Origin of the sequence: Massilia luteola, assembly GCF_034420155.1 — a bacterium.
GTDB lineage: Bacteria > Pseudomonadota > Gammaproteobacteria > Burkholderiales > Burkholderiaceae_D > Telluria > Telluria luteola.
Genome location: NZ_JAXOFN010000042.1, coordinates 1 through 20,501 on the forward strand (window position 1 = coordinate 1; position 20,501 = coordinate 20,501).

At 67.6% G+C, this 20,501-nt stretch carries 15 protein-coding genes; 10 read left to right on the forward strand and 5 right to left on the reverse strand.

All coding sequences use genetic code 11. The features are described 5' to 3' along the window. The first annotated feature begins 66 nt into the window (after positions 1-66). The 5 genes from U9J41_RS26410 (at position 67) to U9J41_RS26430 (ending at position 8,459) form a co-directional block, all read left to right on the forward strand. On the forward strand, positions 67-1,392 hold the full coding sequence (locus tag U9J41_RS26410; protein WP_322402055.1) for an ISNCY family transposase: 1,326 nt from the start codon (positions 67-69) through the stop codon (positions 1,390-1,392). Positions 1,393-1,553: 161 nt separating this feature from the next. After that, positions 1,554-3,350: a DEAD/DEAH box helicase gene (locus tag U9J41_RS26415; protein WP_322405157.1), complete on the forward strand. Its 1,797-nt coding sequence runs from the start codon at positions 1,554-1,556 to the stop codon at positions 3,348-3,350. Between the two features lie 241 nt (positions 3,351-3,591). Further along, on the forward strand, positions 3,592-4,926 hold the full coding sequence (locus tag U9J41_RS26420) for an MFS transporter (protein WP_322405158.1): 1,335 nt from the start codon (positions 3,592-3,594) through the stop codon (positions 4,924-4,926). Between the two features lie 72 nt (positions 4,927-4,998). Continuing rightward, positions 4,999-6,651: an alpha-D-glucose phosphate-specific phosphoglucomutase gene (locus U9J41_RS26425; RefSeq protein WP_322405159.1), complete on the forward strand. Its 1,653-nt coding sequence runs from the start codon at positions 4,999-5,001 to the stop codon at positions 6,649-6,651. Between the two features lie 125 nt (positions 6,652-6,776). Then, positions 6,777-8,459 carry an alpha-amylase family glycosyl hydrolase gene (locus U9J41_RS26430; RefSeq protein ID WP_322405160.1) on the forward strand — a complete coding sequence of 561 codons (1,683 nt, stop codon included), beginning with the start codon at positions 6,777-6,779 and terminating at the stop codon, positions 8,457-8,459. Between the two features lie 96 nt (positions 8,460-8,555). Here the strand turns inward: U9J41_RS26430 and U9J41_RS26435 are convergent, their stop codons facing one another. Both U9J41_RS26435 and U9J41_RS26440 read right to left on the reverse strand, forming a co-directional pair. Continuing rightward, positions 8,556-9,155 carry a response regulator transcription factor gene (locus U9J41_RS26435; protein ID WP_322405161.1) on the reverse strand — a complete coding sequence of 200 codons (600 nt, stop codon included), beginning with the start codon at positions 9,153-9,155 and terminating at the stop codon, positions 8,556-8,558. Next, entirely contained in the window at positions 9,152-11,278 is a 2,127-nt protein-coding gene (locus tag U9J41_RS26440; RefSeq protein ID WP_322405162.1) for an ATP-binding protein, read from the reverse strand. Before U9J41_RS26440 ends, U9J41_RS26435 begins: the two co-directional genes overlap by 4 nt. A gap of 166 nt (positions 11,279-11,444) precedes the next feature. Here U9J41_RS26440 and U9J41_RS26445 point away from each other — a divergent pair, with 166 nt between their 5' ends. From U9J41_RS26445 to U9J41_RS26465, 5 genes are all read left to right on the forward strand, one after another. Continuing rightward, complete coding sequence (locus U9J41_RS26445; protein WP_322405163.1) at positions 11,445-12,785, forward strand: MFS transporter; 1,341 nt, start codon at positions 11,445-11,447, stop codon at positions 12,783-12,785. A 119-nt stretch (positions 12,786-12,904) separates the two neighbouring features. After that, positions 12,905-14,770, forward strand: a complete 1,866-nt coding sequence (locus U9J41_RS26450; RefSeq protein WP_322405164.1) for a glucokinase — start codon at positions 12,905-12,907, stop codon at positions 14,768-14,770. Positions 14,771-14,825: 55 nt separating this feature from the next. After that, positions 14,826-15,653, forward strand: a complete 828-nt coding sequence (locus U9J41_RS26455) for a DMT family transporter (protein WP_322405197.1) — start codon at positions 14,826-14,828, stop codon at positions 15,651-15,653. Continuing rightward, positions 15,650-16,306 carry a YceI family protein gene (locus tag U9J41_RS26460; RefSeq protein ID WP_322405165.1) on the forward strand — a complete coding sequence of 219 codons (657 nt, stop codon included), beginning with the start codon at positions 15,650-15,652 and terminating at the stop codon, positions 16,304-16,306. Before U9J41_RS26455 ends, U9J41_RS26460 begins: the two co-directional genes overlap by 4 nt. Before the next feature lie 84 nt (positions 16,307-16,390). Beyond that, the gene (locus tag U9J41_RS26465) at positions 16,391-16,717 is read left to right on the forward strand and encodes a YciI family protein (RefSeq protein ID WP_322405166.1); all 327 of its coding nucleotides are present in this window, start codon (positions 16,391-16,393) and stop codon (positions 16,715-16,717) included. Between the two features lie 47 nt (positions 16,718-16,764). On the opposite strand, the gene U9J41_RS26470 is transcribed toward U9J41_RS26465, so the two are convergent. From U9J41_RS26470 to U9J41_RS26480, 3 genes are all read right to left on the reverse strand, one after another. Next, entirely contained in the window at positions 16,765-18,282 is a 1,518-nt protein-coding gene (locus U9J41_RS26470; protein ID WP_322405167.1) for a pectinesterase family protein, read from the reverse strand. 78 nt (positions 18,283-18,360) lie between these two features. Beyond that, positions 18,361-19,122 carry a sulfite exporter TauE/SafE family protein gene (locus tag U9J41_RS26475; protein ID WP_322405168.1) on the reverse strand — a complete coding sequence of 254 codons (762 nt, stop codon included), beginning with the start codon at positions 19,120-19,122 and terminating at the stop codon, positions 18,361-18,363. 35 nt (positions 19,123-19,157) lie between these two features. Continuing rightward, on the reverse strand, positions 19,158-20,480 hold the full coding sequence (locus tag U9J41_RS26480) for a 2-hydroxycarboxylate transporter family protein (RefSeq protein ID WP_322405169.1): 1,323 nt from the start codon (positions 20,478-20,480) through the stop codon (positions 19,158-19,160). Between the last annotated feature and the right edge of the window lie 21 nt (positions 20,481-20,501).

The following is a 20,501-nucleotide window of genomic DNA, read 5'->3' on the forward strand; positions in this document are numbered from 1 at the left end:
TGTTAGGGCAAAGTTGTAATGTCCGCATTTAGCAAAGTTGAAATGTCCGCTTTTGCTAGATAGCTCATGCTGTCGATTCCGAACGGTTTGGAGTCGAGCGTGGGAAAAATCGGGAGCATTACGATGGAGGAGTTGGAACGCGCCGGGGTCATCGGCGCCAGTATCAAGGGCGAGATCACGGCGGTCATTGCGGCCAGGCGGCTGGGGATAACGACGCGTCAAATACGCCGTCTTCAAAAACGCTTTGAACAAGAAGGCCAGAGCGGGATGATATCCAGGCAGCGGGGCAAGCCGAGCAACAATCGGCTTGCGCCTGAGGTGGCGCAGAAGGCGCTGGGACTGCTACGTGATCACTATGCCGACTTTGGGCCGACGCTGGCTTGCGAGCAACTACGCGAGCGGCATGGCTTGAAACTGTCGAAGGAAACCCTGCGCAACTTGATGATCAAGGCCGGGCTATGGGTCACGAAATCTGCCCACAAGAGCCGTCTTTATCAGCCGCGAGAACGACGTCGGTGCATCGGAGAGTTGGTCCAGATAGACGGCAGTCGTCATCACTGGTTCGAGAAACGTGGCGACGCTTGCACCTTGCTAGTGTATATCGACGATGCGACGGGCAGGATTCAGCATCTGCACTTTGCCGAGACAGAAACGACGGCCAGCTATTTTGAGGCGACTCGACGATACATCGAGCAGCACGGCAGACCGCAAGCGTTCTATGCCGACCGTGCAGCGGTCTTTCGCTCACCATCAGCAACGAACCAGACGAAGACCCAGTTCCAGCGTGCGCTCGATGAACTTGGCATCGAGCTAATCTGTGCCAACTCTCCTCAAGCGAAGGGCCGCGTGGAGCGGGCTAACCGTACGTTGCAAGACCGTCTGGTTAAAACCTTGCGACTGGACGGCATCAACGACATCGAGACCGCAAACGCCTGGTGCGGTGATTTCATCCAGAACTACAACGCACGCTTTTCAGTCGAGCCGGGCAATCCGCTTGACCTGCATGTCGCCCTTAACTCAACTTACAACCTGGATCTGATCCTGGCCATTTGCGACAGCCGAAAACTCAGCGCCAAACTCACCTTGCATCACGGCGGCGTACCGTATCGGTTTGACGATAAGCCTGAGCTTCGCAAGCTGATCGGTCAGTCCATCAACATCCATACCTATGCTGATGGTCGAGTTGAAATGCGCGCTAACGGCAACGTGCTCGCCTATATCCGTATGGAGCAACCGCTGCGGGCGAAGGATGTCGACGTGGATAGCAAAACGCTGCACGCAACTCTCGACAAGAAGAAACGCAATCGCAACTACCGCGAAGATCGAGTTGCCGCCGCCGTCGTGCAGGGGGTGATGACGGCAAGGAAAACGTCCGCTCAGAAGCGCATTTGAAATGTCACATGACGGACATTTCAACTTTGCTCAAAGCGGACATTTTAACTTTGCCTTTACACACCTTGCGTTTTCAGGTGCCCTGCACGCAAATAATCCTCAACCTTGGCGCCTAAAGGAGTAAACTGGAGGTTTGCTTACGATTTTTGAAGACTCCCTCCATGCATGACACCCCGCTCCAGACGTTCGCCGACCTCGGCATCCCGGCCCCCATCCTCAAGGCACTGAAGGAGGTCGGCTACGAGACGCCGTCGCCGATCCAGGCGGCCACCATTCCCCTCCTGATGGAAGGCCGCGACATACTGGGGCAGGCGCAGACCGGCACCGGCAAGACGGCCGCCTTCGCGCTGCCCGTGCTGGCGCGCATCGACGTCAAGAACCCGGCCGTGCAGGCCCTCGTGCTCGCGCCCACGCGCGAACTGGCGATCCAGGTCGCCGAAGCCTTCCAGAGCTACGCCTCGCACCTCAAGAACTTCCACGTGCTGCCGATCTACGGCGGCCAGAGCTATGGCCCGCAGCTGTCGGCGCTGCGCCGCGGCGTGCAGGTCGTCGTCGGCACGCCCGGCCGCGTCATCGACCACCTCGACAAGGGCTCGCTCGACATCTCGCAGCTGAAGACCCTCGTCCTGGACGAAGCCGACGAAATGCTGCGCATGGGCTTCATCGACGACGTCGAACGCATCCTGCAGGAGACGCCCGAGGGACGCCAGACGGCGCTGTTCTCGGCCACGATGCCGCAGCAGATCAAGCGCATCGCCAAGACCTACCTGCGCGAACCGACCGAAGTGACGGTCGCCGCCAAGACGACGACGGCCACCAACATCACGCAGCGCTACTGGCTCGTCGCGGGCATGCAGAAGCTCGACGCGCTCACGCGCATCCTGGAAGCCGAGCCGTTCGACGGCATGATCGTGTTCGCGCGCACGAAGCTGGGCACCGAGGAGCTGGCGGCCAAGCTGCAGGCGCGCGGCTTCGCGGCCGCCGCCATCAACGGCGACATGGCCCAGCAACAGCGCGAACGCACGATCGAGCAGCTCAAGAACGGCAAGATCGACATCCTCGTCGCCACCGACGTGGCCGCGCGCGGCCTGGACGTGGAGCGCATCAGCCACGTGATCAACTACGACGTGCCGTCCGACCCGGAAAGCTACACGCACCGCATCGGCCGCACGGGCCGCGCGGGCCGCAGCGGCGACGCGATCCTGTTCATCACGCCGCGCGAGCGCGGCCTGCTGAAGGCGATCGAGCGCGCCACGCGCCAGCCGGTGGCGCAACTGTCGCTGCCGACCATCAAGGCCGTCAACGAGGTGCGCATCACCCGCTTCAAGGAGCAGATCGGCCAGACCCTGGCAGCGGGCGGCCTGGACGTGTTCCGTTCCCTCATCGAAGAGTACGAGCGCGAACAGAACGTGCCGGCCATCGACATCGCGGCCGCGCTGGCCAAGCTGTACCGCGGCGACGAGCCGCTGCTGCTCGAAAAGCCGGACCGCGAACCGAAGCCGGAATTCCGCGAGCGCGACGAGCGCCCGGCGCGCCCAGGCCGCGAAAGCTTCGGCGACGAACGCCCGCCACGCGCCGGTCGCGAAAGCTTCGGCGACGAGCGTGCGCCACGCGCCGGCCGCGACGGATTCAAGAAGGAGCGGGTGGAACGCGCGCCGGAGCCGGGCATGGCGACGTACCGTATCGAAGTCGGCCACTTCCACGGCGTCAAGCCGGGCAACATCGTGGGCGCGATCGCCAACGAGGGCGGCGTGCCGTCGAAGGAGATCGGCCGCATCGAGATCTACGACGACTTCAGCACGCTCGACATGCCGGCCGACCTGCCGCAAGACCTGATCGACCACCTGAAGAAGGTGTGGGTGGCGGGCCAGCAGCTGGGCATCACGCGCGACGGCCAGGAGCCGCCGGCGCAGAAACCGGCGAAGCGCAAGTTCGCCGACAAGAAGCCCCGCAAATAATCGCTCGGACTGGCGCGCATACCGGGTCGTCCCGGGGATCCGTGTGCCGCCGCCGTCGAATGCCCACCGGACGCACGCATACCAGCGACGCACACGTGGGCACGGGGTGCCCACCCAACATGTTGTTTGACTACATTTCATCGCTTCCCACGGGGTGTTCTTCATTGACACCCAGAAAACCCCATGTTACTTTGCTACATGTGGCAGCCTGGCACGAGTCCAGGCGCGTTAGGGGACATAGATGGAAATGCAAACTCACACGCTCAAGCCGCGGCTGACCTTCTGGCAGCTGTGGAACATGAGCTTCGGCTTCTTCGGCATCCAGTTCGGCCTCGCGCTGCAAAACGTGAATACCAGCCGGATCTTCGCCACGCTCGGCACCTCGATGGACGACCTGGCCCTCGTCTGGCTGGCGGCGCCCGTCACGGGCCTGTTCGTGCAACCGGTGATCGGTTACCTCAGCGATAACACGTGGCACCCGCGTTGGGGCCGCCGCCGTCCGTTCTTCTTCCTCGGCGCCGTGCTGGCCGCGACGGCCCTGTTCCTGATGCCGAATTCGAAGGCCGTGTGGATGGCCGTCGCCGTGCTGTGGCTGATGGACGCATCGATCAACGTGTCGATGGAACCGTTCCGCGCCTTCGTCGGCGACAAGCTCGATACGTCGCAGCAGACCGCCGGCTTCGCGATGCAGACCTTCCTCATCGGCTGCGGTGCCGTGATCGCGTCGCTGCTCCCGAAACTGTTCACCGACGTCCTCGGCGTCTCGAACATGCCCATCAACGGCGCCGTGCCGGATTCGGTGCGCTACTCGTTCTATATCGGTGGCGCCGCGTTCCTGCTGGCCGTGACGTGGACCGTGTTCACGTCGGCCGAACTGCCGCCGCCGGACCTCGACCGCTTCGCGGCGCAGCGCAAGCATTCGCGCAATGTCGGCGTCGCGCTGCGCGAGATCGTGGGCGGTTTCGCGCACATGCCGAAGGCGATGGTGCAGCTCGCGTTCGTCCAGTTCTTCTCGTGGATCGCGCTGTTCGCGCTGTGGATCTACACCGGCCCCGCGATCGCCGACAACGTCTACAACACGACCGATCCGCTGTCGGCCGGCTACCAGGACGCGGGCAACTGGGTCGGCGTGATGTTCGCCGTCTACAACGGCATGTCCGCGCTGGCCGCGTTCGTGCTGCCCGTACTGGCGCGCCGCACGAGCCGCAAGGCCTGCCACGCCGTGTGCCTCGCGATCGGCGGCCTGTCGCTGGTCGGCGTGTTCTTCTTCCACGACAAGCACCTGCTGCTGATCCCGATGCTGGGCGTGGGCGTGGCGTGGGCGAGCATCCTCACGATGCCGTATGCGATCCTGGCCGCGGCGCTGCCGCCCAACCGCATGGGTTATTACATGGGGCTCTTCAACTTCTTCGTCGTCATTCCTCAGGTCGTCAGCGGCCTCGTGCTCGGCTACGCCACCAAGCATTTGTTCGGCAACCACGCCGTGCTCACGCTGGTGCTGGGCGGTGTCTCGATGCTCATCGCGGCCGTGCTCGCGGTGTTTGTCACCGACCGTCCGGAGCGCGCCGCCCACTAAAAGCGGCGCCACAGTCGGGGGGAGTGTCGTATCCTTACGGGTTTGACAACAACCCCCCGACAGGAGCAACACATGACGATTCAGACGATCGCGACGACCCCGTTCGCCGGGCAGCGCCCCGGCACGTCCGGCCTGCGCAAGAAGGTGACGGAGTTCCAGCGTCCCGGCTACCTGGAAAACTTCGTCGAGGCCATCTTCCTGACGCTGGGCGAGCTGGGTGACGTGCGGGGCCGCACCCTGGTGCTCGGCGGCGACGGCCGCTATTTCAACCGCGCCGCCATCCAGACCATCCTGCGCATGGCCGCCGCCCACGGCGTGGGCCGCGTGCTCGTCGGCCGCGGCGGCATCCTGTCGACGCCGGCCGTCAGCTGCGTGATCCGCAAGCACGGGGCGCTGGGCGGCATCGTCCTCTCCGCCAGCCACAACCCGGGCGGGCCAAGCGGCGACTTCGGCATCAAGTACAACATCGACAACGGCGGCCCGGCGCCGGAAAAGGTCACCGAGGCGATCTACGAACATACGAAGACCTTGACCTCGTACCGCATCAGCGACGCCGGTCCGGTCGACCTGGACGACATCGGCAGCATCCGCATCGAGGACATGGAAGTCGAGGTGATCGATTCCGTGTCCGACTACGCCGAGCTGATGGCCGGGCTGTTCGACTTCGCCGCCATCCGCGCCCTGTTCGCGCGCGGCTTCACGATGCGCTTCGACGGCATGTACGCCGTCTCCGGCCCGTATGCGAAGGCCATCATCGAAGGCATGCTGGGCGCGCCCGCCGGCACCGTCGTCAACGCCGAACCGCTGGAGGATTTCGGCGGCCACCACCCGGACCCGAACCCCGTCAACGCGGCCGAACTGATCGCGCTGATGGACGGCCCGGACGCGCCGGACTTCGGCGCCGCGTCGGACGGCGACGGCGACCGCAACATGATCGTCGGCCGCAAGCTGGCCGTGTCGCCGTCGGACAGCCTCGCCATCATCGCGGCGAATGCGGCTGCCGCGCCGGGCTACCGCGACGGCATCAAGGGCATCGCGCGCTCCATGCCGACCTCGCAGGCCGCCGACCGCGTGGCGGCCGCGCTGGGCGTGTCGTGCTTCGAGACCCCGACCGGCTGGAAGTACTTCGGCAACCTGCTCGACGCCGGCCTCGCGACGCTGTGCGGCGAAGAGAGCTACGGCACCGGCTCGGCGCACATCCGCGAGAAGGATGGCGTGTGGGCCGTGCTGTTCTGGCTGAACCTGATCGCGGCCAGCGGCAAGTCGGTCAACGAGATCGTGCAGGACCACTGGTCCCGCTTCGGCCGCAATTACTATTCGCGCCACGACTACGAAGCCGTCGACGCCGCGTCCGCCAACGCGATGATGGACGCGCTGCGCGGCAAGCTCGCCGGCCTGGCCGGCCAGGGCCTGGGCGAAGGCGAGAATAACTACCGCGTGCAGCTGGCCGACGATTTCACCTACACCGACCCGGTCGATCAGTCCGTCGCCACGCGCCAGGGCGTGCGCATCATCATGACGGACGGCTCGCGCATCGTGCTGCGCCTGTCCGGCACCGGCACCGAGGGCGCGACCGTGCGCCTGTACCTGGAACGCTACGAAGCCGATCCGGCCCGCCACAACCTCGACACCCAGCACGCGCTGGCGCCGCTGATCGCCATCGCCGAACAGGTGTCGGAGCTCAAGGCGCGCACGGGCCGGGAGCAGCCGAGCGTGATCACGTGACTCACCCCACCGTCGTCCCCGCGCAGGCGGGGACCCAATTTCGCATGCGTCTCGACGGCGCACGCAACTTGGGTTCCCGCCTCCGCGGGAACGACGTTCCATTAACGACTTAAACAGGACCCCGCATGAAACTCCCCGTTCTCGCCGCCTCCCTGATGCTCGCCTTCGGCGCCGCCTCCGCCGCGCCCGACCTGTCGCCGGTCAAGGGCAAGCCGTTCACCTGGGATAACGCGACCGTCTACTTCCTCATGATCGACCGCTTCAACAACGGCGATCCGTCGAACGACCATGCGTACGGCCGCAAGAACGATGCGGCGGTCGCGCGCGGTTTCATGGGCGGCGACCTGGCCGGCGTCACGGCCAGGATCAAGGACGGGTATTTCACGGACCTGGGCGTGGATGCGATCTGGATCTCGCCGCCGGTGGAACAGATCCACGGTTCCACGGACGAAGGCACGGGCATCAGCTACGCCATCCACGGCTACTGGGCGCGCGACTTCACGGCGGTCGACGCCAACCTCGGCACCGGGAAGGACGTGCGCGACCTGGTCGAGGCGGCGCACGCGCGCGGCATCCGGGTGCTGCTCGACGTCGTGATGAACCATACCGGTCCCGTCACGGCGGAGGACACCGTGTGGCCGGCGGACTGGGTGCGCACGTCGCCGGCCTGTACCTTCAAGGACGTCAAGGGCACGGTCGACTGCACGCTCGTGAAGAACCTGCCGGACTTCCGCACCGACAGCAATGCGAACGTCGCCCTGCCGCCTTTCCTCGTCGCGAAATGGAAGAAGGAAGGGCGCTACGACCGCGAAGTGAAGGAGCTCGACGACTTCTTCAAGCGCACGGGCTACCCGCGCGCGCCGCGCTACTACCTGATGAAATGGCACGCCGACTGGGTGCGCAAGTACGGCTTCGACGGCTTCCGCGGCGACACCGTCAAGCACACCGAACCGGGCGTGTGGAAGGACCTCAAGAAGGTCGCGAGCCAGGCGTACGAGGACTGGAAGCGCACGCCGGCCGGCAAGGAGGCCGTCGACCGGATCGGCAACAAGCCGTTCTACATGACGGCCGAGGCATTCAACTACGCGATCGAGAACGGCCGCACGTTCGCGTACGACGACGGCACGAAGGTCGACTATTTCAACAACGGTTTCGACAGCATGATCAACTTCACCCTGCCGCACGACGCGAGCCAGGGCTACGAGGCGCTGTTCTCCAGCTATTCGAACCTGCTGAACGGCCCCCTGAAAGGCGTCTCGGTGCTGAACTACATCGATTCGCACGACGACGGCCATCCGTTCGAGGCCATGCGCGAGCACCCGTTCGAGGAAGCGAACAAGCTGCTGCTGACGCCGGGCGCCGCGCAGGTCACCTACGGCGATGAGACGGCGCGCGTGCTGAAGATCGACGGCGCGGTGGGCGACGCCAACCTGCGTTCCTTCATGAACTGGGACCAGTTGAAAACCAATGCGCGCATCGGCCTGCACGGCGTGGCCGAGGTGCGCGACTACTGGGCGCGCCTGATCCGCTTCCGCCACGCGCATCCGGCCGTGGGCGCGGGCGTGCACCAGATGATCGCGTCCAGCCCGTACACGTTCAAGCGCACGTACGAGAAGGAGGGCGTTTCCGACCGCGTCGTCGTCGCCCTCGACCTGCCGCAGGACCGCACGGTGCCGATCTCCGTGGCCGGCGTGTTCGGCGATGGCCAGACGGTGCGCGATGCGTACACGGGCCGCACGGCCGTCGTCGCGGGTGGCAAGGTGCAGTTCGATACGCGCGCGCCGGTGGCGCTGATCGCGCAGGATTGATCGCGAAATACGTATCCGGCCGTCGGGTGGGCGTTTGAGGCCGGGGGCCTCAAACGAAACGTGCCCACGCGTGACCCATGCGGTTTGTTGTGTCCATCATCCTAGCCACGGATGCGCCCCCAGCCACCGCCCCAGCTCGTTATCGTTGGCGCACTGCAGCTTGCTGAAGATGTTCGCGCGGTGCGTCTCCACCGACCGCGGCCCGCACGGCGGCACGAGCACCCGCGCGATCTCCTTGTTCGGCTGCCCCATGCCGACGAGGCGCGCCACTTCCCGTTCGCGCGGCGTCAGCTCGGCCCATGACTTCAGCGCCTGCGCGCGCGCACGCGCCTCGGCGATGGCGGCCGGGAGCTTGTCGAGCAGGTGCTGCGTGTCCGGCTTCTCCACCCAGTCGTAGGCGCCTTGCCGGACCGCCTCGAGCGCGGTCGGAATGTCGCCGTGGCCGGACAGGAACAGCGTGACGAGCGGACTGTGTTCAGCGCGCAGGCGGTCGAACACGGCCAGGCCGCTCATCCCGCCGAGGCGCAGGTCGAGGATCACGCAGCCCGGCTGGCGCATGTCGACCGCCTCCAGGAACGCTTCTCCGGATTCGAAGGCCTGCACGGCCAGCCCCTGCGAAAACAGCAGCAGGAGCAGCGAGCGGCGCAGGGCCTCGTCGTCGTCGACGACGTACAGCGTCAGTGGGATGTCTTTCATGGCACGGTGGGAAGCGTGAAGGAAAAGGCGGCGCCGCCGCCGGGGCGGTTGTCGACGGTCATGGCACCGCCGTGGGCCTCGACGATGGTGCGGCAGATGTTCAGGCCCAGCCCCAGGCCGTCGGGGCGGGTCGTGAAGAACGGGGCGAAGATCTGGTCGAGCTGCTCGGGCGGGATGCCCGGGCCTTCGTCGATGACGCTGATGCGCACGCCCTGGTCGACGCGCCGGCTGGCCAGCTCGATGCTGCCGCGCGGCCGGTCGTGCATGGCGTGCATCGCGTTGTGGATCAGGTTGACGAGCACCTGTTCGAGCAGGACCCGGTCGCCGCGCACGCGCACGTCGTCGTCGTCGAGGGTCAGGCGCAGCGCCAGGCCGTCGCGCCGCAGCTCCGGCGTCAGGAGCGCCGCCGCGTGCGTGACGACGCTGGCGATCGTCAGGCTTTCGTACTGGGCCCGCTGCGGATTGATGAAGGCGCGCACCCGCTTGACGATTTCGCTGGCGCGCTTGCTCTGTTCGACGATCTCGTCCAGCGCGCCGGCCAGCATCTCGCGCGGCGCCGACTGCGCGGCGAGGGCGCGTGCGGCCACGGCGAAATTCGACAGCGCCATCAACGGCTGATTCAGTTCGTGCGCCAGGGTGGACGCCATCTCGCCCACGCTCGCCAGGCGCGCGCTGCGCTGCAGGCGGACTTCCTGGTCGCGCTGGCGGGCCTCGGCCTGCTTCTGCGCGGTGATGTCGACGACCGAACTCATCCAGCCGCGGTGCACGCCCTGCGCGTCGACCAGCGGCGCGGTGTAGACCATCGTGATCACGTCGTGGCCGTCCTTGTGCCGGATGCGCGATTCGAAGCCGTGCGGCGCCGCGCGTCCCTGCAGCGCGTCGGCGCTTTCGCGCGCCTGCTTTTCCAGGTCGTCCGGATGCCAGTACGGGTAAGGAGGCCGGCGGCCGAGCAGTTCGTCCGCACTGTAGCCCACCATCGCGCACAGGGCCGGGTTGACGTAGATGATCGTGCCGTCCGGCGCGCGCGCGCGCATGCCCACGAGCAGCGAGTCTTCCATCGCCTTGCGGAACGCGTGCGCTTCTTCCAGGTCGCGGGTGCGCTCCTCGACCCGCCGTTCCAGCTCGATGCGGGCGGTGCGCTGTTCGATGAAGCGCTTTTCGCGCAGGCGCCAGTACAGCACGCCGAGCAGCAGCAGCGCGACGGCCAGCGCCGCCAGCATCAGCGCCAGCTGGCGCGCCTGCACGACTTCCTTCATGTCCGTCGTGACGGTGAGGGTCCAGCCCAGCTCCGGCAGCGGCGTGTCCAGCGCGAGCAGGTTCGTGCGCAGTCCCTGCACGCTCGTGTGCAGCACGAAGGCGGGCGTGGCGCGGCGCGACTCGATCGTCCAGGGCAGCACGGGGAAGCGGTCGCGGTTGCCGTACTGGCGGTGCGCGGCGACCCACCGCAGCTCGGCGGCGGACACCGGCCGGATGCCGTGGAACAGCCATTCCGGCACGGCGCTCAGGAAGACGATGCCGTGGCTGTCGCGCAGCACCACCGGATCGGCGCCGCGCATCCACGTGGCCTGCAGCGGCTCCAGGCTGATCTTGACGACGACCACGCCGAGGATCGCGCCGTCCGCGCGCACGGGCTCCGCGATGAACAGGCCGGACTGGCCCGTCGTGAGGCCGAGGCCATAGAACAGGCCGCGCCGGCCCTGCACGGCGTCTTCGAAATAGGGCCGCTGGCGATAGGACTGGCCGACGAAGCTGGACGGCAGGTTCCAGTTGCTGGCGGCCAGCGTCAGGCCGGCGCGGTCGACGAGGAACAGCGCGGCGGCGCCGGTCGTCGCCTGCAGGTCGGCGAAGTAATCGTCGACGCGCGCCCGCAGCGCCGCGTCGCGCGGGGCGCGCAGCAGGGCCTGCACGTCGGGGTGGCGGGCCGCCGCGTGCGGCAAAAAATCGTGCCGTTCGACCAGGCCGCGCAGTCCCAGCACGTGCGCCGCCGCGGCCTGGCGCAGGCCCTCCGTCTTGGTCTGCAGCTCGTGCCGTTCGGCCCAGTTGCCCGACGCCGCGATGACGGCCAGCGCGCCGGCGGCGACGAGGAGGCGGCGAAAGGTGCGAGGGGTGAGCAGGGTGCGCATGGGAACAACGATAGCAGCTACCCGGACGGAAATGAACCGCCTCCGTAATTTTACGGAGAAGGGCACGCCGAAGTTGCGGATGTGCGCGCGCCGGCCGGCTGGGATAGTGGAGACCTAGAGACGGGAGTGCCATGCGGATCTCCCGTCGATCATAAGGAGACAAACCATGAACACAGTCACAACGAAGACCACCGCCGACCCGCGTGCCGACGCCGGCGAACGCATCTCCGGCAAGCGCCTGAAGGCCATCTTCATCGGCTCGGCCGGCAACCTCGTCGAGTGGTTCGATTTCTACTGCTATTCGGCGTTCGCGCTGTACTTCGCCAGCTCGTTCTTCCCCAAGCAGGACCCGACGGCGCAGATGATGTCCACGGCGGGCATCTTCGCGCTGGGCTTCTTCGTGCGTCCCATCGGCGGCGTCCTGTTCGGCCACATCGGCGACCGCCTGGGCCGCAAGAAGGCTCTCATGACGTCCGTGCTGCTCATGTGTTTCGGCTCCCTCCTGATCGCCTGCGCGCCCACGTACGCCGCCGCCGGCATCCTGTCGCCCTGCATCCTGCTGCTGGCGCGCCTGCTGCAAGGCCTCAGCCTGGGCGGAGAATACGGCGCCAGCGCGACCTACCTGTCGGAGATGGCGGACTCGAAGCACCGCGGCTTCTACACCAGCTTCCAGTACGTGACGCTGATCGGCGGCCAGCTGCTGGCGCTGATCCTGCTGCTCGTGCTGCAGAAATTCCTGCTCGACGCCGAGCAGCTGCGCGCCTGGGGCTGGCGCATTCCGTTCTTCGTCGGCGCCTGCCTCGCGCTGCTGGCTCTGCGCATGCGCCACGACCTGCCGGAGACGCAATCGTTCGAGGCCGCGCGTAAAAAAGCGAAATCGATGGGTGGCCTGAGGCAGCTGGCCCAGCATCCGCGTGAAGTGCTGCTGGTGGTCGGCCTGACGATGGGCGGCACGCTGACCTTCTACGTCTACACGACCTATATGCAGAAATTCCTGCGCCTGTCCGTCGGCCTGACCGATTCGCAGGCCACCGCCGTCTCGGCCGCGTCGCTGCTGTTCGCCATGTGCCTGCAACCGCTGTACGGCGCGCTGTCCGACCGCATCGGCCGCCGTCCGCTGCTCGTGGGCTTCGCGCTGCTGGGCACCCTGTTCACCGTGCCCCTCCTGAGCGCGATCCGCAACGCCAGCGGCCCGTGGGAGGCGTTCGGCCTCATCGCCTGCGCCTGGATGATCGTGTCCGGCTACACGTCGATCAACGCCCTCGTCAAGGCCGAGCTGTTCCCGGCCACGATCCGCGCCACCGGCGTCGGCGTGCCATATGCGTTCGCGGTGTCGGTGTTCGGCGGCACGGCCGAGTACCTGGCCCTGTGGTTCAAGTCGATCCACCTGGAAAGCGGCTTTTACTGGTACGCGACGGCGGTGGTCGCCTGCACGCTGATCGTCTGCTGCTTCATGCGCGATACCGGGGCCCAATCCAGGATCGATGCGGAGGCGCGCGGGCAATAATCGCGGCGGCACGACAGGAAGGGCACACGAGGGGCGGTTTCGCGCGAAACCGCCCTTTGTGCATTTCAATCAATGGTATCCTTGGCGCAATAGACAAGATATTCCCAAGAAGTGCGACCATGACGCTTGAGCCCGATACCCCGCAGAAGCCCACCCGCGCCGCCTATTCCGACGGCCCGCGCCTGCTGGCCGACATCGGCGCGACCCACGCGCGCTTTGCCCTGGAGATCGCGCCGGGCGTGCTGCGCAACGTGGCCGTGCTGCTGTGCGACGACTACCCCGGCATCGCCCCGCTGCTGAACGCCTACCTGGCGCAGACCCAGGCCCAGAGCGGCGGCGCCCGCATCACCCACGCGGCGTTCGCGCTCGCGAACCCGATCAGCGGCGATTTCATCCGCATGACCAACCGCGACTGGCAGTTCTCGACCGAGGAAGTACGCCGCACGCTCGGCCTGACGACGCTCCTGATCGTGAACGACTTCACCGCGCTGGCGATGGCGCTGCCGGGCTTCAAGCCGGAAGACCTGCTGCAGATCGGCGGCGGCAAGCCGGTGGCGAATGCCGTGTCGGGCGTGCTCGGTCCGGGCACGGGCCTGGGCGTGTCGGGCGTGATCCCGACCCTGGACGGCTTCGTCACCCTCGGCAGCGAGGGCGGCCACGTCAACTTCGCCCCGGCCGACGAGCGCGAATTCGCGATCCTGCAATACGCCTGGCGCGAATGGCAGCACGTGTCGAACGAGCGCCTCATCTCCGGCCCCGGCATGGAAATCATCTACCGCGCGCTGGCGCTGCGCAACGGCGTCGAAGCGCCGGCGCGCGACGCCGCCGCCATCGTCGCGGGCGCGCTCGAACACAACGATCCGCTGTGCCTCGAAGTGCTGGAATGCTTCGCCGGCATGCTGGGCGGCGCCGCCGCCAACCTGGCCGTCACGCTGGGCGCGTTCGGCGGCATCTTCATCGGCGGCGGCATCGTGCCGCGCATGGCCGAGTGGTTCAAGACGTCGCCGTTCCGCACGCGCTTCGAAGCGAAGGGCCGCTTTTCCAGCTACCTGGCGCAGATCCCGACCTACGTGATCATGATGCCGACGCCGGCCCTGTACGGCGTCTCGAGCATCCTGTCGGAACACCTGCGCAACCGCAGCGGCGCCAACACGCTGATGGAGCGGGTGCAGCACCTGCACGCCGAATTGTCGCCGGCCGAGCAGCGCGTGGCGCAGCTCGTGATCGAACATCCGCGCAAGGTGCTGTCCGAGCCGATCGCCGAGATCGCGAAGCTGGCCGACGTCAGCCAGCCGACCGTGATCCGCTTCTGCCGGTCGCTCGGCTTCGCGGGCCTGGCCGACTTCAAGCTGAAATTCGCCGGCAGCCTGACAGGCACGATCCCCGTGCGCCACAGCCAGGTGCGCATGACGGACAGCACCCACGATTTGTCCGCGAAGGTCATCGACAACACGGTGTCCGCGATCCTGCGGTTCCGCGACCAGCTGGACGTGAACTCGATCGACCGCGCCATCGACATCCTGCGCCGCGCCAAGCGCGTCGAGTTCTACGCGATGGGCAATTCGCGCGTCGTGGCGCTGGACGGCCAGCATAAATTCTTCCGCTTCCGCATCCCGACGTCGTCGTACGGCGACTCGCACCTGTTCGCGCTGGCGGCCGAGCTGCTGGGGCCGGGCGACGTCGTCATCGCCATCTCGACGACGGGTCAGTTGCCGGAACTGCTCGACGCCGTCGACGTGGCGCGCGCCGCCGGCGCCGACGTCATCGCCATCACGAGCAGCAAATCGGCACTGGCGCGCAAGGCCAGCGTATGCCTCGCCGTCGACCACAGCGAGGACAGCACGACGTTCCTGTCGATGATCTCGCGCATCCTGCAACTGCTCCTCATCGACATCATGGCCGTCGGCATCTCGCTCGGCCCGGCCGGCGAAGCGGTGGCCGAGAGCGAACGCCGCCGCCTGCTGATCTCCCACCTCGACATCTGACCGGACCATCGTGGCGCGCGCGACATCGGCCACGATCGTCCTGACCGCGCTCGCGATGGCGGCATTCGCGGCGAACTCGCTGCTGTGCCGCGCTGCCTTGAGCGATACCCTGCGCGACGGCCACATCGACCCCGCGACGTTCGGCGCCGTGCGCGTGACGGCCGGCGCGCTCGTGCTGGCCTGCGCGATGCGCGTCAAGTCGCGTCCCGCGGCAAAGGCGGACTGGCGCGCGGCCGCCATGCTGTTCGCCTACGTGGCCGCATTCTCGTTTGCCTACCTCACGCTGCCGGCGGGGACGGGCGCGCTGATCCTGTTCGGCGCCGTCCAGCTGACGATGTTCGCCGTCGGCCTCGCGGGCGGCGAGCGGTTCGCGCTGCCCGGCTGGATGGGATTGGCGCTGGCGGCCGCAGGCCTCGTCGTGCTCGTGCTGCCGGGCGTTGCCGCACCGCCGCCGGGTGGCGCCGCGCTGATGGCCGTTGCCGGTGCCGCATGGGGCGCGTATTCGCTGCGCGGGCGCGGCGTCCCGGATCCGCTCGCGGCCACCGCGTCCAATTTTTTGTGGGCGCTGCCGCTGGCGCTGCTGCTGGGGCTTTGTTTCATCGCCCGCGCGCATGCAGATGCCACCGGGGTGCTGCTCGCCATCGCGTCCGGCGCGCTGACGTCGGGACTCGGCTACGTGATCTGGTATGCGGCGCTGCGCGGGCTGTCGGCGCTGCAGGCCGCGAGCGTGCAGCTGTCCGTGCCCGTGATCGCGGCGTGCGGCGGCACGTTGTGGCTGGACGAGGCGTTCACGCCGCGGCTTGCGGTGGCCGTCGTCGCGATCCTGGGCGGGATCGCGCTCGTGTTGACGGATCGGGCGCGCAAGCGGAGCCGGTCGCCATGAAGCGCGTGCTGCCGTTGCTGTTGCTGCTGGCCGGCTGCGGGCAGCCGCTGGCGCCCGGCCCAAAGGCCGGCCTCGACGCATATCGCGCGGTGACGGCGTCCGATGCCGGCGTCTACGCAGTCGACTCGGGCGCCTCGATACTGACCGTCACGGTGCGCCGCGCGGGCCTGATGGCGCGGCTCGGACACGACCACGTGGTGGCCAGTCACACCCTGGCAGGCTACGTCGCGCCCGGCGTCGACCGCGCCGATGTCTCGTTTCGTGCCGACCAGATGACCGTCGACGAGCCGCCGCTGCTGCGCGACGCGGGCATCGCCACGGAGCGGTCGCCGCAAGCGGTCGAGGGCACGCGCAAGAACATGCTCGGTCCGGTGCTCGACGCGCAGCGCTATCCGGTGGTGACGCTGCATGCGGAACGGCTGGCCGAGGGCCGGCTGCGCGTCGCCGTCACGCTGCACGGCGTCACGCGCTGGCTGGCGCTGCCGGTCGCGGTCGAGGTCGACGCGGCAGTGGTGAGCGCGCGTGGAACGGCGCACCTGAAGCAGACCGATTTCGGCATCGCGCCATTCTCGGTGGGCGCCGGGCTGCTGTCGGTGCAGGATGAGCTGGAGGTGCATTACCACATCGTCGCGCGGCGCCGGGATCCGGCATGAGCGAATCCGCGCTTGTCATCCCAACCCTCCCGCTGCTAGCATACTTTCGGTGTCATAAGGACAGGTCTTGTCCAAGGAGGGGGTATGCCAAGATTCGTGACGATCGGTTATGGTGACCGGGCCGGTTATGACCGCACCGACCCTGCAGTACGCGACGCGGCTCACGCCAACGACCAGGCGCTGAAACGGCGCGGGGCCCTGATCGGCATCGCAGGCGCACCCGTCCAGGTGCGAAACCCGGATGCGCGCGGTGTCGTGACGGAGAATGCGCCTTTTATGTCGGCACAGCTGCCGATCGCCGGGTTCGCGATCATCGAGGCCGCCGACATGGCGGAGGCGATCGCACTGGTGTCGGCGTCGCCTTGCGCCGTTGCTCATGGGACCGTAGAGGTCTGGCCGTTGGAAGAGTAACGATGGCAAAAAAAGGCCCGCGAAGGCGGGCCAGGTTGTGCAGCCGATCAGCGCCTGGACGCTTTCCGGCGCGCCACCATGCCGCCCAGCACCCAGGCCGGATCGCGATAATGGGCGATCGTCTCGGCATCGCGATCCTTGTCGAGCTGGCGCGACGCCGGATGTCGCGCACTCACGTCCACCGGCTTGCCGTTCGCATCCCGGCTGTTGAATTCCCAAAAACGCACGTGCGACGCATCGCCCTCGATGGGCCCCCAGCCGGCGGGCGCGATGCCCTCCAGCGTCGCGTCGAGCAGCACCGCTTCCGCATACGGGTAGTTCCGGCCCTTGTTCTCGGGCAGGCGCGCGAGGACGGCTGCGCCGCCGGTCGCGCGGAACGTGCAGTGGTCGAACACGTTGCCGTGGTTCGCCTGCGGATTCCGGATCCACATGAACGCGCCGCGCGATTCGATCTCGCAGTGGCGGAAGTAGGCGGGACCGCGGCCGAGGATCGTGTCGCCGGTACCCGTCAGGCGGATGTTCTCGAAGTACGCGCTGCCGTTCGTCTGGAGCGCGTCGCCGGCACCAAGGATCGTCACGTCTTTCACGATGTCGCGCTCGCCGTTGAGCAGCAGGCCTTCCGCCTGGCCGCCCAAGGTCGTCGCGATGGTGAGGTTCACCAGTGCGACGTCGTGCACGTGGTCGAGGGCGAACGCCGCGCGCCGCGACGGGAAGGTGCCCGGCAACTCGTTCGTGCCGACGTTCGGCGGGTGCGGATTGAACACCTCGTTGTTCGCGTAATGGATGCGCACGCCGTCGCGGCTCGCGCCCCGCAGCGTGATGTCGTGCTTGTTGCGGGCGTAGACGATTTCCTCGTAGTCGCCGTTCTTCACGAAGATCGTGACCCGGCCCGCGTGGTCGTCCGGCACGAAGTCGAGTGCGCCCTGCACGGTGTCGAAGTCGCCGCTGCCGTCCGCCGCCACGGTCACGCGGCGCGCGTCCGCGGCCGGTCCGCGCGCCTTCGTCGCGAAGCGCCATCCACGCTTGCCCGCGACGCCCCGGAAGCTGCCGTCGGCCACCGTCAGCACGCCCGGGTCGATCTGCACGTAATACGTTGTCCCGTAGCGCAGGAGGTCGTGGTGCGGATAGATCGTGGCGGCGTTGCCGTGCACGATCACGGGATGGAAATGAAAGCCGTCCGTGAAGCCGCCGATGATCGTCAGCTGGTAGCGGCCCGCAGCCGGCTGGATGCCCGGAGCGGACGGCGTGCCCGGCGTGGTGTCGGCGTTGGTCCGGCGCGGTCCGCCGTAGTCGTATGGCGCGGCGAGGTAGGGCGGATACGGACCCGATGCGCGTTCGGTGGGGCCGGCCGGGATGCTCATGTCGAGCACGTCGACCAGGCGGTCGTCGGCCGCGTCGTAGATGCGGATCGTGCCGGCATTGCCGATGTGCGGCGGACCGGCGAAGCGCAGGACCAGGTGGGTGTCCGGATTGACGTTGGCGGCCCCGTTGGCGGGCGATCGGGTGGCGGCCCCGGCCGACGTGCAGGCGGCAAGGGCGAGGACGGCGAGAAGTGGGCGGTTCATGGTCTCCGTGGAGGGCGGCCTGTCATCGGACCATTGTAGAGTGGTTGGACCGGCGCGGCAAGTGGTCCAGCCAGCGCGTCAGCGGGGCGCCAGCAGCATCGCCGCGGCCGTGCCGAGCAGGACGACGCAGAACAGCAGGCGCAGGCGCGCGGCCGGCAGCTTATGCGCCAGCACCACGCCCCACGACACGCTCAGCACGCCGCCCACCGCCATCGGCAGCCCGGTCGCCCAGCTGACGTTGCCGCCCTGGGCATAGGCCAGCAGCGCGACCAGCGCGCCCGGCACGACGAGGGCCAGCGCCATGCCCTGCGCGCGCGTCTGCTGCATGCCGAACAGGCTCACGAGCGCCGGCACGACGACCAGGCCGCCGCCCACCGTGAAGATGCCGGACATGGCGCCGCTGGCGATGCCGAGCAGCGGGAGCACGGCCCGCGGCACCGGCCTGGCAGGCGGCGCGTCGGCCCGGTTGCGCGACGGCGCCCCGAAATACAGCGCGAGTACGACCAGGAACACGGCGAACGCGGTGTGCAGCCCGCTGGCGGGGATGCCCGCGGCGAGGCGCGCGGCCACGTAGCTGCTGGCCATCGCGAACAGCGCGATCGCGGCCACCGCGCGCAGTTCGACGCGGTGCTTCTGGTGGTAGCGCCAGAAGCCGATCAGCACGTTCGGCGCGATCATCACGAGTGCGGTGCCCTGGGCCAGGTGCTGGTCCATGCCGTACAGATAGCCGAGGACGGGGATGGCGATCAGCCCGCCGCCGATGCCCAGCAGGCCGCCGGCCACGCCGAGCACGGCGCCCAGGCCGAGGTTGAAGACGCAAGCGAATAACGGGTTGTGCACGTGTGGATCCGGTAAAGCCGGGCAGTATAAACGGTTTAGTGCAATGCCTTGAGCAGCAGCGTCGCGCACACGATCATCGCGGCGCCGCCGATGCGGGTCGAAATCTGCGCGAACGGCATCAGCCCCATGCGGTTCGAGGCCGACAGGATCGCGACGTCGCCGGTGCCGCCAAGGCCGCTGTGGCAGGCCGTCACGATGCCCGCTTCGACGGGGTACATGTTCAGCCATTTGCCGACGAAGAAACCGGTCGCCACGAGCGCGCCGACGCTGGCCGCGCAGATCGCGACATAGCCCGGCGTGAACGCATGCGCCAGGTCCTTCCACGATACGAACAGCGTGCCCAGGCCGACGAGGATCGCGAACGTCAGGTTCTTCGAGAAGAACTGGTACATCTGGTACGCGCCCAGTTCCATCTGCGGCGGCACGACCTTGAACACCTTCAGCAGCGCGGCGCTGACGATCATCAGGATCGGCCCCGGGATTCCCGTGAACGTCGACAGCAGCGCGCCGAGGATGAAGAACGCGCAGGCGATCAGCAGGCCCGCGCCCATCAGGCCGAGGTCGAGCGGCTCGCTGCCGCGGGTGTCGTTCAGCAGCTCGGCGTCGTCGCCCGATTTCACGAGCAGGCCGTTGCCGTTCAGGGCGGGGCGCCGGTCGCCGATCCAGCGCAGCACGCCGCTGGCCACGATGGCAACCACGTTGCCCACGAGCGCCGCCGGCACCAGCATCCCGACCAGGTCCGCCTGCGGCTGGCCGAGGATTTCCGAATAACCGATCGACAGCGGCAGGATGCCTTCGCCGATGCCGCCGCCGACGATCGGCACGACGATGTAGAAGAACGTGTGCAGCGGATCGTAGCCGAACAGCAGGCCGACGGACACGCCGGCCACGATGGCTGCGAACGTCCCCGCCAGCAGCGGCACGAACATGCGCATGAAGCCTTGCACGAGCACGCGGTGGCGCATGCCGAGGATGCTGCCGGCAACGAGGCCCGCGATGTACAGGTATTGCAGGTTGGCCGTCTTCATCGTCGTCGTGATGGCCTTGTGCATGCCGGGGTCGAGCAGCTTGTAGCCGATCAGCGCCGACGGCACGAACAGGCACAGGATCGCCGCGCCGCCGATCTGGCGCAGCACCGGGATGCGGTTGCCGATCTCGCCGAGCAGGAAGCCGGCCAGCATCAGCACGGCCAGGCCGCCGATGACGTCGTTCGGGAGTTTGCCGGCCGCCGCCGCGGCGACCGTGACGGTGGCGATGACGGCGTAGACCGGCACCGGCAGGGGCCCGATCCGGTGGCGCATCAGCGCCTGCCATTTGCCCGTCGGCGCGACGGGTGCGTGCGTGCTTGCTGCTTCCATGCTTGTCTCCTTGGTGTTGTT